General features: G+C 62.4%; 12 protein-coding genes and 1 pseudogene. 7 read left to right on the top strand and 6 right to left on the bottom strand.

Annotated features, from left to right (window positions below; translation table 11 throughout):
- The 5 genes and pseudogenes from ACFCU0_RS07460 to ACFCU0_RS07440 form a co-directional block, all read right to left on the bottom strand.
- Positions 1 to 962: M16 family metallopeptidase (locus ACFCU0_RS07460; protein WP_434973038.1), on the bottom strand; the 962-nt coding region annotated here is incomplete at its 3' end.
- Positions 963 to 1,022: 60 nt separating this feature from the next.
- A complete protein-coding gene (locus tag ACFCU0_RS07455) occupies positions 1,023 to 2,390 on the bottom strand; it encodes a M16 family metallopeptidase (RefSeq protein WP_434973037.1) in 1,368 nt (455 codons plus the stop codon).
- A gap of 115 nt (positions 2,391 to 2,505) precedes the next feature.
- Positions 2,506 to 5,286: pseudogene (gene polA, locus ACFCU0_RS07450) on the bottom strand (DNA polymerase I).
- 201 nt (positions 5,287 to 5,487) lie between these two features.
- A complete protein-coding gene (locus tag ACFCU0_RS07445; RefSeq protein WP_434973036.1) occupies positions 5,488 to 6,435 on the bottom strand; it encodes a calcium/sodium antiporter in 948 nt (315 codons plus the stop codon).
- A 422-nt stretch (positions 6,436 to 6,857) separates the two neighbouring features.
- Positions 6,858 to 7,436 (bottom strand): hypothetical protein, encoded by a 579-nt coding sequence (locus ACFCU0_RS07440; RefSeq protein ID WP_434973035.1) that lies wholly within the window; start codon positions 7,434 to 7,436, stop codon positions 6,858 to 6,860.
- Positions 7,437 to 8,143: 707 nt separating this feature from the next.
- Between ACFCU0_RS07440 and ACFCU0_RS07435 the strand changes: the two genes are divergently transcribed.
- The 7 genes from ACFCU0_RS07435 (at position 8,144) to ACFCU0_RS07405 (ending at position 15,495) form a co-directional block, all read left to right on the top strand.
- Positions 8,144 to 8,392 carry a hypothetical protein gene (locus tag ACFCU0_RS07435; RefSeq protein ID WP_434973034.1) on the top strand — a complete coding sequence of 83 codons (249 nt, stop codon included), beginning with the start codon at positions 8,144 to 8,146 and terminating at the stop codon, positions 8,390 to 8,392.
- Between the two features lie 247 nt (positions 8,393 to 8,639).
- Positions 8,640 to 9,197, top strand: a complete 558-nt coding sequence (locus tag ACFCU0_RS07430; RefSeq protein WP_434973033.1) for a YeeE/YedE family protein — start codon at positions 8,640 to 8,642, stop codon at positions 9,195 to 9,197.
- 61 nt (positions 9,198 to 9,258) lie between these two features.
- A complete protein-coding gene (locus ACFCU0_RS07425; RefSeq protein ID WP_434973032.1) occupies positions 9,259 to 9,726 on the top strand; it encodes a DUF6691 family protein in 468 nt (155 codons plus the stop codon).
- A 290-nt stretch (positions 9,727 to 10,016) separates the two neighbouring features.
- On the top strand, positions 10,017 to 11,468 hold the full coding sequence (locus tag ACFCU0_RS07420) for an MBL fold metallo-hydrolase (protein WP_434973031.1): 1,452 nt from the start codon (positions 10,017 to 10,019) through the stop codon (positions 11,466 to 11,468).
- 234 nt (positions 11,469 to 11,702) lie between these two features.
- The gene (locus ACFCU0_RS07415) at positions 11,703 to 12,470 is read left to right on the top strand and encodes a sulfite exporter TauE/SafE family protein (RefSeq protein ID WP_434973030.1); all 768 of its coding nucleotides are present in this window, start codon (positions 11,703 to 11,705) and stop codon (positions 12,468 to 12,470) included.
- Between the two features lie 46 nt (positions 12,471 to 12,516).
- Positions 12,517 to 14,247, top strand: a complete 1,731-nt coding sequence (locus ACFCU0_RS07410) for a SulP family inorganic anion transporter (protein ID WP_434973029.1) — start codon at positions 12,517 to 12,519, stop codon at positions 14,245 to 14,247.
- A gap of 324 nt (positions 14,248 to 14,571) precedes the next feature.
- Entirely contained in the window at positions 14,572 to 15,495 is a 924-nt protein-coding gene (locus ACFCU0_RS07405) for a porin (RefSeq protein ID WP_434973028.1), read from the top strand.
- Between the two features lie 89 nt (positions 15,496 to 15,584).
- Here the strand turns inward: ACFCU0_RS07405 and ACFCU0_RS07400 are convergent, their stop codons facing one another.
- Positions 15,585 to 16,322: a ZIP family metal transporter gene (locus ACFCU0_RS07400; protein ID WP_434973027.1), complete on the bottom strand. Its 738-nt coding sequence runs from the start codon at positions 16,320 to 16,322 to the stop codon at positions 15,585 to 15,587.
- Between the last annotated feature and the right edge of the window lie 32 nt (positions 16,323 to 16,354).

Below are 16,354 nucleotides of genomic sequence, written 5' to 3'. Positions count from 1 at the left end.
TCCGAACTGAGCGTGACGACGGTCCGCCACGAGCCCTGATGCGTCGTCGACACTCCGCTGAGGCTGGAGCTAATGTGGTACGTCAGGCCCTGCTCGTCGCGCACCTCATTCATGAGGCGGGCCGAGAAGTTTCCGCCCAGGATGTAGTTGGCAACGTAGAGCGCCTCGTAATCGGAGGCATCCCGGTACAGATCGAGCGCGTGGCCGATGCGCACATCCACATTGGATCGGTCCGCCATCGGCACAAGGCTGCGCCCGGGAGACTGCGGTTCCGCTTCTCGGTCGTGCACGGCCTCACTTTCGTGGGGCTGCCAGTCGCCGAACGCCGCCTGCACGGCCTCTTCGACCGCGTCGTGCTCCAGGTCGCCGACAACGGCCATCCGAAACTCGTTCGCGCCCACGTGGGCGCCGTAGTACGACGTCACGTCGTCGAGAGAGACGGCCTGCGCCTGCTCGATCAGCGTCTCCGTCGGCGGCGTATAATTCGGATGGTTCTCCGAGAAAAGCCGGCGCGACAGCGCACCCGATGCCTGGCTTCCCGTCTGCTCGAGCTGTCGTTGGAGGTCGGCGATCGTGGACGCCCGGGCCTTTTCGAACTCGGCGGGATCAAACAGGGGCTCTCGTATCATCTCCGAGAGGACGTCCATCACGACGGGCACATCCTCTGTCAGCGCTTTTCCGCTGATATCGATGTACAGGCCGTCGGATGAGATGCTGAGCTTGGCTCCGCGATCTTCGAGCACACGAGCGATTTCGAAGCGGTCGCGCGACTGCGTCCCCTTGTCGAGAAGAGCGACGGCGAGGTCCTGGCGGATGTCGTCCCCCGCCGCGAAGTTTGGATTCGTGATAAAGGACGCCTTGAACGAAACGAATCGTTCGACGGGTGTTGGCAGGGTGAGGAGCTGGCAGGGCCCGACGGACCGGTCGAGAACACGGGAGGCGAATGATGAGGAGCGACTCATAAGTTGCGGCTTGGCGTCAAGAGCGAATCGATGAACGGGTGGGGTGGCCTCGGCGGCTCGCTACTGGACGGGTCCCGCGGCGGCCTGGGCGGGAGGCGCACCGTCCCCGGCCGGCGGAGCGGTGGGCACGTAGCGCCCGACGGTCAGCCGCTCCGGCTGCAGGTACGTCCGAGCGACGCGCTGCACATCATCCGGCGTGACCGCGTCAATCCGATCGGGGTACTGGACGTACAGTCGCCAGTCGCCGATCGCAATGGCTTCATTCAACTGAGACGCAACCTTCATCGGCCCGTCGCGATCGAATGCTTCGCTGGCGCGGATCTGGGTCTGCGCCCGACGTACTTCCTCCTCCGTCACGCCGTTTTGCTGCACCTCCCGGATGACGTCGTTGACCGCGTCCTCGACGTCGTCGTGCGTCTGGTCCGGTGCCAGGAACGTGAGAAGGCAGAACAGCCCGGGGTCGCGAAGCCGGAAGTTCATGGCATAGGCATCGGTGGTCAGTCCCCGATCCGTGCAATGCCGAAAGAGGCGACTCCCCTTCCCCGACGCCAGGATGCGTCCGAGGACGTCCAGCGCTTCGGCATCGTCGTGGCGGCCGTCCGGACTCTTGTAGGCGTGCAGGAGCGCCCCCAGTTGTCCGTCCTGCCGTACCTCGACACGGCGCGGCCCGCTCTGCTCCGGCTCGCGGACCGGGTGGTCCATGATCTCGTGCTCGGACGAGGGAATCTCGCCGAAGTGCTTACCGACCAGCGACAATATCTCCTCGGGATCGACGTCTCCGATGATCGACAGCGTGGCGTTGTTCGGCCAGTAGTACTGGTCGTAGAAGTGCCGCAGACCCTCATCGTCGACGCCCTCGATGTCGCTCCGCCACCCGATGGTCGGGTGGCGGTAGGGATGGGCCAGGTAGGCCGACGCCCAGACCTCGTCGAAAAGACGGGAGGTCGGGTTGTTGCGTCCGCGGTCGTACTCGTTCAGGATGACGGTGCGCTCGGACTCTACGTCGGCCGGGTCGAGCAGGGCACCGCGCATCCGATCGGCCTCAATTTCCACGGCGAGGGGCAAATGCTCCCGCGGTAGCATCTCGTAATAATTCGTCCGATCGACCCACGTGCTGGCGTTGACTTTTGCTCCCACGCTCTGCAATTCGTGGAAGATGGATGTACCCTTCGATTTGTGGAATCGCTCCGTCCCCTTGAACATGAGGTGTTCGAGGAAATGCGTGGCTCCCGTCAGTCCCATCGGCTCGTTGCGGCTGCCGACGCGATACGTCACCATGAAGGTGGCGACCGGAGCGGCCGACTCGGGTAGGATCAGGACTTCGAGGTCGTTCTTCGCGTGGCGATAGGATTGAATGCCACCAAGCGTTTCCACGTGCTCAAACGAGCCGGGAAGGTCGGAAGGAGAAGTTGAGGAAGTAGACGCCATACGTTCGAATGCAGTCACGAGTGCTGAAAAGGACGGTGTTCAGGCATGCCCGGAGCCTGCTGCCGACGCGAGGGGGAGCGAACCGGCAACGGGCAGTTCCCGGCGTGAAAGGCGGTCAATGAGCGGCCAGCCAGTTTTCTCCGCTGTCGATATCGACCACGACCGGGACGTCATCGAGCGGGAGCGCATCGCGCATTTCTTCCTCGACCAACGTGCGAAGCACGTCCTCCTCCTCCGGCGGCATCTCAAAGACAAGTTCGTCGTGAACCTGCAGGAGCATGCGGCCCTCCAGACCTTCCTCCTCGAGCCGCTCGTGCACCCGGTTCATCGCGATCTTGATCATGTCTGCCTGCGTTCCCTGGATCGGCATGTTGACAGCCACGCGTTCGGCCCAGGACCGGCGATTGGAATTCGAACTATCAATTTCTGGGATGTAGCGGCGCCGGCCAAGAAGCGTTTCGGCATATCCCTTCTCCCGCGCCTTCTCGACCAGTTGATTCAGGAGGGTCGAGACGCCGGAATATGATTTCTGGTACTGGCTGATGAGATCCTGCGCCTCATCGACGGGGACGCGGAGCCGCTGAGCGAGGCCCCACGGCGAGACGCCGTACGGGATCCCATAATTCACCTCTTTCGCCTTCCGGCGCTGGTCGCGGGTGACGTCCTCCGGGTCGATGCCATAGACGCGGGCTGCAGCATCCGTGTGGATGTCACCGTTCGTGCGGAAGGTCTCGCGCATCGCTTCGTCGCCGCTCATTGACGCCAGAATGCGGAGCTCGATCTGGGCGTAGTCTGCGGCGAGGAGCTTCCAGCCGTCTTTCGGAATAAAGGCCTCCCGGATCTCGCGGCCGACGGCCGTCCGAACGGGGATATTCTGAAGGTTCGGGTCGCTGGACGAGAGCCGCCCGGTCGCCGTCCGCGTCTGGTTGAAGCTCGTGTGGATGCGCCCGGTTTCCGGGTGCACCAGCTTGCCGAGACTGTCCAGGTACGTGCTCTTCAGCTTGTACGTCTTTCGCCAGTCGAGAACCAGGCCGGGAATCTCATGATCTGTCGCCAACTCCTGGAGCACGCTTTCCTTGGTCGAGGGATTACCCGTTGACGTTTTGGAAAGGACGGGCATCCCCATTTTTTCAAACAGGATCTCGCCAAGCTGCTGCGGGGAGTTGATATTGAATTCCTCTCCGGCCAGTTCGAAGATGCGTTCTTCAAGTTCGTCCAGCTCGCCGGCGAGTCGTGCGGAGATCCGATCCAGTACGTCGGTGTCAACACGGATCCCGAGATGCTCCATATCGGCCAGCACGGCAACGAGCGGATACTCGATGTCGTGGGCGACGTCGTCCAGATCGACATCCTGGAGCTTCTCCTCCAGCGCCTCTGCGAGTTGCAGCGTGATGTCGGCGTCCTCGCAGGCGTACGGCGCGGCATCTTTGACGTCTACGTCGCGCATGGACCGCTCATTAGCCCCTTCCCCGATCAGATCGCTGATCGGAACCATCTTGTAGTTCAGCACCGACCGTGCGACGTCGTTCAGGTTGTGATTCTCTTCGGGCGCCAAGAGGTAATGCCCGACCATCGTATCCACGACCGGCCCGCCGACCTCCACGCCGTGCCGGCGCATGACGAGCATGTCGTACTTCATGTTGTGGGCGATTTTGGTGGTCTCGCGCTCCAGAATCGGGCCGAGCAGTTCCAGAACTTCTTCCGTGGATGTGCCGTCCGGCATCGGCGTCGGGACGTAAACCGCCGTTCCGGGCTCCCAGGCGAACGACATACCAACCAGGGACGCGTAGTGGGGGTCGGTACTTGTCGTTTCCGTATCAAACGCATAACGGTCCTGCTCCCCAAGCGTCTCGGCAAAGGCCTCGAGCTCATCCCGGTGCTGCAGGAAGGTATAGTCGGCTTCATCCAGATCAATCGTTTTGACCTCTTCGTACGGACCGAAGTCGAACTCCAGGTTCTCTCCTTCGGCCGTTTCATCGACCTCTTCCGGGTCGACGTCGAAGCGATCGAGTAGGGATTCGAACTCGAGATCCGAAAACAGCACCTTGAGTTCGTCCATGTCTGGCTCGGCCGCGAGCAGCGTGTGCCAGTCCAGCGCAACGTCAAGGTCCGTCTTGATGCGGACGAGCTCTTTCGACATCCGCGCATCGTCGGCGTGGTCCACCAGGTTCTGTCCCCGCTTTCCGCCGATCTCCTCCGCGTGTTCGATGCAGCCCTCCACGTCGTGGTATTGCTTGAGGTACTTCATCGACGTTTTCTCCCCGATATTGGGAACGCCGGGCACATTGTCCGAGCTGTCTCCCCACAGGGCCAGCATGTCGACAAACTGCGCGGGGTCCAGGCCGGTCTCCTCCCGGAAATCGTCGTCGGTGATGATTTCGAAGTCCTGATCCCCACGTGCCGGCTTATAGATGCGGACACGCTCGGTCAGGAGCTGCTTGAAGTCCTTGTCCGGCGAAACGATAACGACCTCTGCGCCATCCGCTTCGGCATTGCGGGCCAGCGTCCCGATGACATCGTCGGCTTCGACGCCTTCCACCTCGACAACGGGAATGTCCATCGCCCGGACGATCTGCTTGATGAACGGCAGATTTTCCAGGAGTTCGTCCGGCGGCGGATCGCGGTGCGCCTTGTAGTCTTCCTAGATGTCCTCCCGGAACGTACCGCCCGCCCCGACAGCGTCAAACACGACCGCGATATGGTCGATCTCCTGATCGTTGATCAGCTTCAACAGGGAGTTGGTGAAGCCGTAGGACGCGGACGTATTCTGGCCTTTGGAGTTGACCAGCGGTCGACTGATGAAGATGAAATGCGCCCGGTAGGCGAGCGCCATCGCATCAATAAGGTAAAGCGTATTCCCGTCGCCGTTGGACGACTCGTGGACGAGATTCTCCATGCAGGAAAGGGCAGGCAGCGGTGGAAAAGAGTGGACCGGATAGTCCTATGCCGGGCAACCGGTAGGGTTCGGTCTCGACCGTGTGCTTTTCCCGGAAATAACCGGTGCCACGCGGGCTTCCATGGGGCGGACAGACCTGTCCAGCAGCCGTGGCAACGGGCCGTGGGATTTCGCACGGTCATCGGCCCGCAGGGCGCGCAATCATGCGAACGCCATGGAGGCGATGTAAACCGTGTATGCCGCAACGAGCGCGGCCCCTTCCCGGCGACTAAGGGACAGACCCGTGCGGAGAAGCGGCAGGAGCGCAGCAGCGAAGCCCGTCATGATGAGGGCATCCAGGGCCCGAAATCCACCGGTGTCGAGCGGGTGAATCACGACCGTCAGCCCCAGAATGCCGAGCAGGTTGAAGATGCTCGACCCGACGGCGTTGCCGATGGCGATGTCCCCCTCGCCCCGATAGGCAGCGGCTGCGGACGTCGCCAGTTCTGGGAGACTCGTCCCGACCGCGACCACGGTCAAGCCAACGATGACGTCAGGCACCCCGAGCGTGGACGCGATCAATACCGCCCCATCCACCAGTAGATGGGCGCCCAACAGCAATCCGGCCAACCCGCCGACCAGGTAGATCAGGTCCAGCCAGAGGGCGTGCTGCTGTGGAAGACCGGTCTCGAACTCCGCCTGTAGCGCCGCCGCTCTGGGTTCGCGGCGTGCGACGTATACGCTGTAGACGACGTAGCCGACGAGGGCGGCAAACAAAATAAGGCCGTCGACGCGAGAAAGCGTCCCGTCCACTCCAACCGCGATCACAGCGAGGGAGCAACCGACGAGAATGGGGGCATCGGTCCGGATGATCTGCGCTTTAACGCCGATAGGGCCGAGGAGCGCCGCACATCCGAGAATGAGGCCGATGTTGGCGATGTTCGAACCAACCACGTTGCCGAGCGCGACGCCCGGGCTACCGCGTAGGGCGGCGCCAACACTGACAAGAAGTTCCGGTAGGCTGGTCGCCATGGCCACGACCGTGAGCCCGATCACGAGCGGCGAAATGCCAACGCGACGCGCGATGGACGTTGCACCGCGCACGAGAATGTCCGCGCCACCGGCGAGAAGCACGAGGCCTGCACCGATAGACAGAATCGGGAGGACCATAAGGGTCGAAGGGGGGACGGTCGAAAGGGTGAGGGGCAATGGCCTGGATCACGCCGGACACGCATGACCTACGTCGGATGTTACCACCCGGGCCGGTCATCCGCAGACACCGCTCCCAACGCACGCCGTACCCGACCGTTCACGCTGTGACGCGAGAGCGTCGTCGCTGCGTTGCGATCACACGCCTCTGCCCGGTGACGCCGCGAGGTCCGCTTGCGACTCACCGCCGGACACAGGTCCCGGTTACGCATTCGAGACCGACGTGCTGAAATCTCTCGCTGATCGACTCGAGGCCAACAGAAACGCGCCCCCTCCCGATGGGAGACGACGCGCCCTGGGTGGTATCGTGGTAGGCGTCAGGGTGGCCTGTACGATTTGCATGCGCGGCGGCCGGGCACCCGGACGCCCGGCAATGGGCAGCCTTAGTTGAGGCAAAGCATTCCCATCTGCGTCGGAAAGACCGGCATGAAGGTCGCGGGCTGCGGTTCAGGTGCCGGCTCTTCGGCCGTGGGGGCACTGGAGGGTGCATCGGTATTTGCCCGACCAGGCATACTGACTGGCCCCGTCGATTCCAGATCCGGATGCGGATCTGGCGGCAGTTCCTCGTCTGACGGCTTGTACACCCCCTGCGCCTCGGCGATCACGTCACCGTCCGGCGTCAGCAGGGCTGACTGGACGACAAATTTGGGTGGTTGCGCCATGACGACGCGGGCCGTGGCAACCACGTCGCCGCGGTAGTCCGGCACCTGCACGTTCATGTCAAAGTTTTCCGCCGTGACCATCTGCTCCTTCTCTAGCGAGCCGGCCGCAAGGGCGGCGGCATCGCTCATGAGCTTCTGGTGCGGCAGGTCATTTCCACCGATGGTGGAATCAGACTCGCCCGTCAGCCGGCCGTTCAGGAGAGCACGGCCAAAATTGACCGATACACTGCCCGCGTTCGATTCGGACAGCTCGGATGAATAAATGTGTTCGAGGCGCCGGAAGTGCTCGTTTTTGATCATTCTGGTACGCTATCGTGCAGGGTAACCCGAAAGGATGGCGGGCAACGTGCGCCGTATGTACCGCAATGATCGCCCCCGGCATGAACCGCACTCGCTCACCGGGACGTCTGGTCGTCACTCTGCGCACGCCACCATATACAGCTTTGTTTGACTACTATCATGAACGAAAACGATGCCATCCTGCGTGACGGGGAGTGTGCCTGTCCTTGTGACACGCGCCATGTCACAGACGTCGTATTTCATGTTACAAACCCGAACACAGGGATCCACCGCGGCGTGATGCTGATATTTCGTCGCGTCCGCGGCCGTCGAAAGTGTGAAGCCGCGTGTCGATTCAGGCAACGTATCGAATCGATCAAGCGGCACCTGCCATCCGCTCATCACTTTTCGGGTACCGGAGCGAGCGCTCGACGCGTTACCATGCGGGCGTGCGCACCCGAACACCAGGCGTGCGCACCCGCACGATCGAGATACGTCGAGTTCAGTTCAGCAGCAGAGGCCACGGAACCGCAAGGCTCTCCGTCCCCCGATTCGCCGCGATGATCGGCGTCGCGTTCGGCTGTATCGAGCTCTGCCGTTGCCTGGCTCGTCTGTATTGATGTGCGGGCGCTCCCAATTGTGGTTTGATGATATGCCGTGCGTCCTCGATAACCACGCACCCTCTCAGGCTTCCGTTTTCATTTTCAGATCGACAACCTGCCCCCCCCATGCTCACACCCGAACAACAGCAGGCCGTTGCGCAGCACCTGAACACGCGAGCCCAGCAGCCGACGTGTCCTGTATGCGGTACGACATCCATGCGCGTTCAACGCGACGTGCTTGCCCTTCCTACGGCCGGCGCCGACACGTCAGACATTCGCCGGGTCATCATCACGTGCACGTACTGCGGCCACGATATGCATTTCGACCCGGATGTCATGGGTCTCTCCCTTCCGCCATCCACGAGTGAAGCGTGATGCCTTAATCAACTACAGAGTAGTACTTAGAAGCGAGGCCGTCCTCTCACGGTCACCATTTTTTGGACGAATGCACCGGTGCCCCCCGGACTTTGTGGACTCATATTGTGGAATCGGCCTCTCCGGCGGCCTGTCCGCTGTATCGTGAAAAGACGATGGGTGAGCGAAACCTACTTCCAGTGTCGGAATATACAGGTAGCGTTGAAGTTGTTATGACAGGACTCGTCAACTGAACCGGCCTTCATCTATGGAACTTATGTCGACCACATGGCCCTGGTACGTCGCCGGGCCGATCATCGGGCTGATGGTACCCGCCCTCCTGCTGCTGACAGGCAAGGCGTTTGGGATTTCGTCCAGCCTCAAGCACACGTGTGCCGCCACGCTCCCCACCAAGGCGGAATATTTCCAGTATGATTGGCGTGCTAGCGGGCTCTGGAATCTGGTGTTTGTCGCCGGGATTCTGATCGGCGGGATTCTCGCCGTGCAGGTGTTTGGGGGAGGCGGTCCGACCGGCATTTCCGAGGCGACGCAGACCGACCTCCAGGCGCTGGGCCTGACGGACTTCTCGGGCCTCGTTCCGCCGGAGCTCTTTAGCTGGAGCGCGCTTTCGACGCCCGCAGGCCTGATCACCATCGTTCTGGGTGGCTTTCTCGTTGGATTCGGGGCCCGATACGCCGGCGGCTGCACGTCTGGACACGCCATTATGGGGCTGGCCTCCCTGCAGTTGCCCTCCCTTATCGCTGTCATCGGGTTCTTCATCGGCGGACTCACAACCACGTACCTCCTTCTCCCGCTAATTTTGTAGCCGAGCCGAGGCCCCATCCCCTCTCGACCCGGTTCTCTCCACCGAAATTCCTTCCTACAGTATGCCGACCTCTACTCAGACACAGAGCGCCGACCAGCCGGCCGTCCGGACGAGCGACGTGTTCATCTATCTTGCGATGGGCATCTTCTTCGGCGTCGTTCTCATCCTCAGCGAAGTGGTGTCCTGGTTCCGGATCCAGGAAATGTTTCGGTTCCAGTCGTTCCACATGTACGGTATCATCGGAAGCGCCGTCGCTGTGGCCGCTGTTAGCCTTCAGATTCTGAAGCGGACGAATGCTACCACCATCCGCGGCGAACCGATCACGATTAAGGATAAGCCCTGGAACAAGGGGGCGAACCAGCTGATCGGCGGCACCTTCTTCGGACTTGGCTGGGGGTTGCTCGGCGCATGCCCAGGGCCGATCTACGCGCTCATCGGTGCAGGGATAACGCCCGTGATCGTCGGGCTCCTTGCCGCACTTCTGGGCGCCCTCACCTACGGTTACCTGAAACCAAACCTTCCGCACTAACCAGTACGGAGGCCCTCCGGCGGGTGGCCCACGGGTTGCCCCCGTGCTGCCGCCATGTTTACCCGACCCGGATGTCGGGGGAGGCCCCACAGCATGTTTTCGAGCCCTATCGTAGCATGCTCATACAACTTGTTACTACATGAGGGGACATACAGCCGATTGCGGGCATAGATGCAACACCTGCGGCCGAATGCGATTCGGTCACCGGCTCACGGCCGGGCGCCAACCCGCCCCTCATTCCGCTCTACCGCCACGGTTTCGACCTTTCCACCAACTCACCGAACGTATCCATGCTATTCCGACAGATCTTCGACGAGAAACTCGCCCAGTACGCGTACCTCATCGGCTGTCAGCAGACCGGCGAAGCGATCATCATCGACCCGGAACGGGACATTGACCAGTATCTTGACCTCGCCGAAGAAGAGGGGGTCGAGATTGTCGCCGTGACGGAGACACACATCCACGCCGACTTCCTGTCCGGGGCCCGTGAGTTTGCCGAGCGCCTCAACACCAAGCTCTACCTCTCGGACGAGGGTGACGAAAACTGGAAGTACGAATGGGTAAAACAGGATCGCGAGGCCGGCGGGTCGTACGACTACGAGCTTCTGTACGACGGCGACGTCATCACGATTGGCAACATTGAGATCGAAGCCGTCCACACCCCTGGACATACGCCGGAGCACCTCTCGTTCCTCGTGACCGACAAGGGAGGCGGAGCCACGCAGTCGATGGGCATCGTCACCGGCGACTTCGTGTTCGTTGGCGACCTCGGCCGGCCCGACTTGCTCGAGTCCGCCGCGAAAGTAGAAGGCGCAATGGATCCGTCCGCCCGGACGCTGTACGACTCCGTTCAGCGTTTCATGGACCTGCCCGACTACCTGCAGGTGTGGCCCGCACACGGCGCCGGTTCGGCCTGCGGCAAGGCACTCGGCGCTGTCCCGCAGTCCACGATCGGGTACGAGAAGCAGTTCAACCCCATGATCGATGCGGCGAAACGGGACGAGGACTCCTTCGTCGACGCCATCCTGGAAGGACAACCGGAGCCGCAGATCTACTTCGCCCGGATGAAGCGGGACAACAAAATGGGCGCTCCGGTTCTGGGCAAGTTGCCGGCCCCGCAGCAGATCACCGCTCGGGAGCTGAAGGACGTCGCACACGATGACGATGCCCTGATCATCGACACACGCCTGGACCGGTCAGCCTTCATGCAGCGCCACATTCCCGGCGCGCTGTATGCCCCGATGAACAAGACGTTCAATACCGTCGTCGGCTCACTCGTCGAAGATGAGACGCGCCCGATCACGCTCATCATCGACGAAGAGGACGTAGAGGAAGCCGTGCGCGACCTCGTGCGGATTGGATACGACAACGTCGTCTCCTTCGCCGATACGGAGACCCTTCAGCGATACTTCGCCGAGGACGGCCCGGTCGCCACGATCGATGAGATCGACTTCGATACCGTGGACGAGCTCCGTACGCAGGACGGCGTCGACGTGCTCGACGTCCGCTACCGGTCGGAGTATGAGTCCGCTCACGTTGAAGGCGCCCTGAATGCCTCGTACACGCGCATGCCGGAATACGTCGACGGATTGCCCGAAGACAAGACGCTCCTCGTCCACTGCGCCAGCGGTGCACGGGCGGCAGCGGCGAGTGCGTTCCTGCAGTCGGTCGGTCGAGACGTGAAGTACGTGAACGACGTATTCGCCGACTACAACGAACGCAAGCAGGCCGTGACGGCCTGACCGCACCCTTTCCCCGCCTCGATGTGGGTCCGGCGGATGCCGGATCCGACCGCGCCATCGGGGCCGGGGGATCGGAGGCGCCGGCGTCTTCAGGCGTCGGTCCTGCGGTCCCGGAGCCTGGCTCCGGGGCGATAGGTCTCGTTCCCTGCACACGGTGGCAGCGGACCTACCGCTTCGGAGCCCACTCCCCCTCCTCGCCAACGTACGCTTCCTCCCTCCCTTTCCTTCCCGCCCGTGTACGCAGCCTGGCTCGGTGCTCTCCTCGTCGGTCTCGTTCTCGGTCTGCTGGGCTCCGGTGGGTCCATCCTGACCGTCCCGGTCCTCGTCTACCTCGTGGGGGTGCCCGATAAACTCGCTATAGCCGAATCCCTCGGCATCGTGACGCTGATCAGTCTGGTCGGAGCCATCCCCTTCGCCTACCGGCGGCTGGTAAGCTGGCGAAACGTCTGGCTCTTTGGCCTACCGGGCATGATCGGCGCCTACGGGGGGGCCTACCTCTCGATCTACGTTCCAGGCCCCGTTCAACTCGCTATTTTCGCGCTGGTCATGCTGCTGGCAGCGGTCATGATGTTTCGCCGCCCGGCGGCGATGAGCGGCCCCGAGGATGGACGGCGGAAAAGCTGGAAGATCATGCTCGACGGGCTCGCCGTGGGCGCACTGACCGGACTGGTGGGCGTAGGCGGTGGCTTTCTCATCGTTCCTGCCCTCGTCCTGCTCGGCGGCTTGCCCATGCACCTCGCCATCGGGACCAGCCTGCTGATCATCGCCCTGAAAAGCATCAGCGGTTTCATCAAGTACGTCGACGTGATGCACGACGCCGGATTTTCGATTCACTGGGACCTCGTGTTCATCTTCGGGGCGATCGGCATTGTCGGCAGCTTCATCGGCGGAAAGATTGGTGCGTACGTACCGCAGGCCCGTCTCAAGCGCGGCTTTGCCGTCTTTCTTCTTCTGATCGGCGTGGTCATCCTCTGGCAGAATGCGGCCAAGATGATCGGATGATGCTCCGCCCCCGTTCCGTCCCCCACGTTCACCATGTTTCTCAGCTATGCAGCGACTTGCCTCTCTCTTTCCGATCGCGGAGCAACTGGGGGCCTACTCGCGCGATAAGCTCCAGGGCGACCTCTCGGCGGGGCTGACCGTCGGGGTCATGCTCATTCCGCAGGGGATGGCGTACGCGCTCATCGCGGGCATGCCACCGATTTACGGGCTGTACGCATCTCTCGTCCCGCTCGTCATTTACGCAATCGTCGGGACGTCGCGTCAGCTCGCCGTCGGACCGGTTGCCATGGTCTCCCTCCTGGTCGCCGCTGCGGTCGGCCCCCTCGCAGGTGGTGACCCGTCGACCTACATCGGCCTCGCGCTTCTGCTCTCGCTGATGGTCGGCGTGTTGCAGTTTGGCCTGGGCCTCGCCCGATTCGGCTTCCTGGTGAACTTCCTTTCCCATCCGGTCCTCAGCGGCTTCACGTCGGCAGCGGCGTTGATTATCGGACTGAGCCAGCTCAAGCACCTCCTCGGCGTGGACATCGAGCGCTCCCACCTCATTCACGAGATCCTTCTTGCTGCCCTCCGGCAATTCGCGGACATCCACGTCCTCACGCTGGCCATCGGTGTCGGAAGCATCCTCTTTCTCATTGCTCTACGCCAGTGGGTCCCCGCGATCCCCGGGGCCCTGGCCGTTGTGGTCCTGTCGACCGGGGGTGTCTGGGCCCTCGACCTCGCTGCAACGGGCGTCAGCATCGTCGGCTCTGTGCCGGGCGGTTTGCCGTCTCCGTCGCTCCCCCCAATGGACGTGGACGCGGCGCGATCGCTCGTCCCCTCGGCACTGGCGATCGGCCTCGTCGGATTTATGGAATCGATCGCCGTCGCAAAGGTCTACGCCTCCCGGCACCAGTACGAGGTCGACGCCAACCGCGAGCTCGTCGGTCTCGGTCTTGCGAACATCGCGGGCGCCTTTTTCAGCGCCTATCCCACGACCGGCGGGTTCTCCCGGACCGCGGTGAACGACCAGGCCGGTGCTAAAACGAACGCGGCGGCCATCGTCAGCGCCGCGGTCATCGCGCTCACGCTCTTACTCCTGACACCGCTCTTTTACTACCTGCCGAAGGCCGTTCTGGCAGCCATCGTGATGGTTGCCGTCTTCGGATTGATCGACTGGGAAGAGGCGACGTTTCTCTGGCGGGTGGACCGAAAAGACTTCTACCTGATGGTGGTCACGTTCGCCGCTACGCTTTCGCTGGGAATCGAAGCAGGAATCCTGACCGGCGTCATCGTTTCGCTGATGGTCGTCATCTACAAGAGCTCAACGCCACACACGGCGGTGATGGGCCGCCTTCCCGGCACCGAAACCTACCGGAACCTGAAGCGCAACCCGGAGGCACTGACAGACTCGTGCCTCGTCATCGTCCGGATGGACGCGGGCCTCTACTTCGCCAATGTCAACGCCTTCAAGGACCTGGTCATGGAGATCGACGCCGAGGACGACTCCCTGGAGGCGCTCGTCATCGACATGTATCCGGTGAACACGCTGGATTCGACAGGCGTCCACGCGCTGAAGGACGTGATTGAAACATGCCGGCGAAACGACGTGAGTGTCTATCTATCCGGTGTGAAAGGGCCGGTGAAAGACGTGATGAACCGGGCCGGCCTGACCACCATGCTCGGGCCCGATCGCTTCTTTCACGAGGTCCATGAGGCTGTCGAAGCAGCCGAGTACAACACTTCCCTCGACCCGGCGAACCTCGATCTCCCAACCCGGACGACGGCCGACGTGTCGTGAGCCGACGCCGCGGAGCCTGCATCACCCGGGTTGCCCCTTCCCGACCCCGGGACTGTAGCACCTCGCCACGCCACGTGTCGATGCAAAGAGCGGATTAAGCCTGGACATGCGACCGAATTATGTTCAGATTACGCTTTCCTCCATGCGGGATCTGTCATAATTCAGCTACAGTGTATGTTTGACTCTTCGCACCGCCGTTACGGCGCACGTTCTCTGTGCGCGCTGCTCGTGATGCTGTTGGCCCCGCAGCCATCCACCGCGCAAACCAACGCACCGGCCCAGGACTCGGCCAGAACCCACTCTGACGTTCAAGACGGCCCAGTCATGGCCGTCGATGGCGCTACGCTACGCCTCGGTGGCGTATACCAGATGGATTTCACGGCCCAGGACGCCGAAGAGGCATCCGGCTTCGACGTGCGGGCCGCCCGGCTGCGCACCACGATCGTCAGCCACGGGCTCGAGGCCTTCCTTCAAACGGAATTTACTGGCGCTCCGGCCGTATTCGACGCGCGCCTTCGGTATGCCTTCAGTGAGTACGTTCGCATCAGCGCGGGTCTCTTCAAGTCGCCGTTTTCTCGATCTCACCTGATCTCACGTCCTGTTCTTCCCTTTTCGGAACGCCCGGTCGCCGTCGACGCGATCGCACCGCGACGCCAGGTCGGAATGTCGGCACGCGTCCAGGCACCGTCGGGGTGGTTCTCTTTGACCGGTGGGATCTTCAATGGAAACGGCCGGACCGTCACGCCGAATGACAACCAGCATTTTCTTTACGTGGGGCGCGCTACGCTTCGTCCCAAGGTGGCGGGCGGCCTTCTGTCCATTGCCGGAAACATCGCGCTAAGTATCGACGAGAGCGTTCGCCTCGGTGCCCTCTCTCCGTCCTTCTCCGGCACCCGTACCGTGTACGGCGCGGATGCATCCTACGTCCGCGGTCGCTGGCTTCTGGCGGTTGAGGGACTGATGGCGGAGCTCGACCCGGCACCAGGCGAAGACCAGATTAGCACCGGCGGATACGTGATCGGCGGCGTTCCGCTCTTTTCCGAGTCGCTACAGCTCGTCAGTCGATACCAGCGGTTCGATCCCGACACGGGATCCGTCGGGGCCCTCGCACGTGTCGAGGCCGGCCTCAACTACCAGCCCTCGCCCACAGTGCGTCTACAGTTCAGCGGCAGCGTTCCGACAGAGGAGCTTCCGGGCGAAGAAGATGGTCTCCGCGCCACGCTCCGTCTGCAACTCGCGCTTCGGTAGACGCACAGGCCGGCGCATTCCGATTCTTCCGGGCATGGCATATGGCCCCCCGGTGACGAGGTCTGTGACGCCCCCTGACCTGCCTGCAGCTAATGGATCACGACCTGAAACGCCATCATGGCCGCAACCGCGATCGTGACTGCGACGGCCACGGCGTTCGGTGATGATTTCTCCAACGCCTCGGGCACGAGCTCCGAAAACACCATCCAGATCATGGCACCGGCGGCCACGCCTAGACCGACCGGCAACACTGGCTGAAACCATTCCACGAACAGGAACGCCGGCACGGCCATCAGAGGCTGGGGAAGGCTTGAGAAGATGCTCCACAGGGCGGCCTGCCAGACGGCCTCCCCACGGGGGACCAGAATAAGTGAGATGGCAAGACCCTCCGGAATGTTGTGGACGGCAATGGCCAGGCTGATGAACGCGCCGAATTCACTCGTTTCGCCAAACGAGACGCCCACGCCGATCCCTTCGGCGAACGAGTGAACCGTCATCACGCCGATGATGAGGACGGCCTTGATCGCGCCGGCCCCCGCCAGATCGCCCACACTTGGCACCTTATTTTCTGGGAGGAGCGTGCGGCTTACGACAATGCCCCCCAGCCCCAGGAGAACGCCGATCGTGGTTCGAGGCATACCGTAATGGATGCCTTCGAACACAAGGTTGAAACTTGCCGAGAGCATCAGTCCGGCCGCCATGGCATTCCCGAGGCCTACCCACCTGTCGGGCACATCCCGCATCAGGTACAGCGGCAACGCCCCGATCCCCGTTGCCAGGGCGGTCAGCGATGCGTACAGGAAGACGGTAAAAACGGTGGAGTCCATGAAGAGAGGCACGGGGTAGGCGACGGGAAGCC

Origin of the sequence: Longibacter sp. (assembly GCF_051155795.1) — a bacterium.
In the GTDB taxonomy this organism is placed as follows: domain Bacteria; phylum Bacteroidota; class Rhodothermia; order Rhodothermales; family Salinibacteraceae; genus Longibacter.
This window is presented reverse-complemented; position numbering and strand designations above follow the sequence as displayed.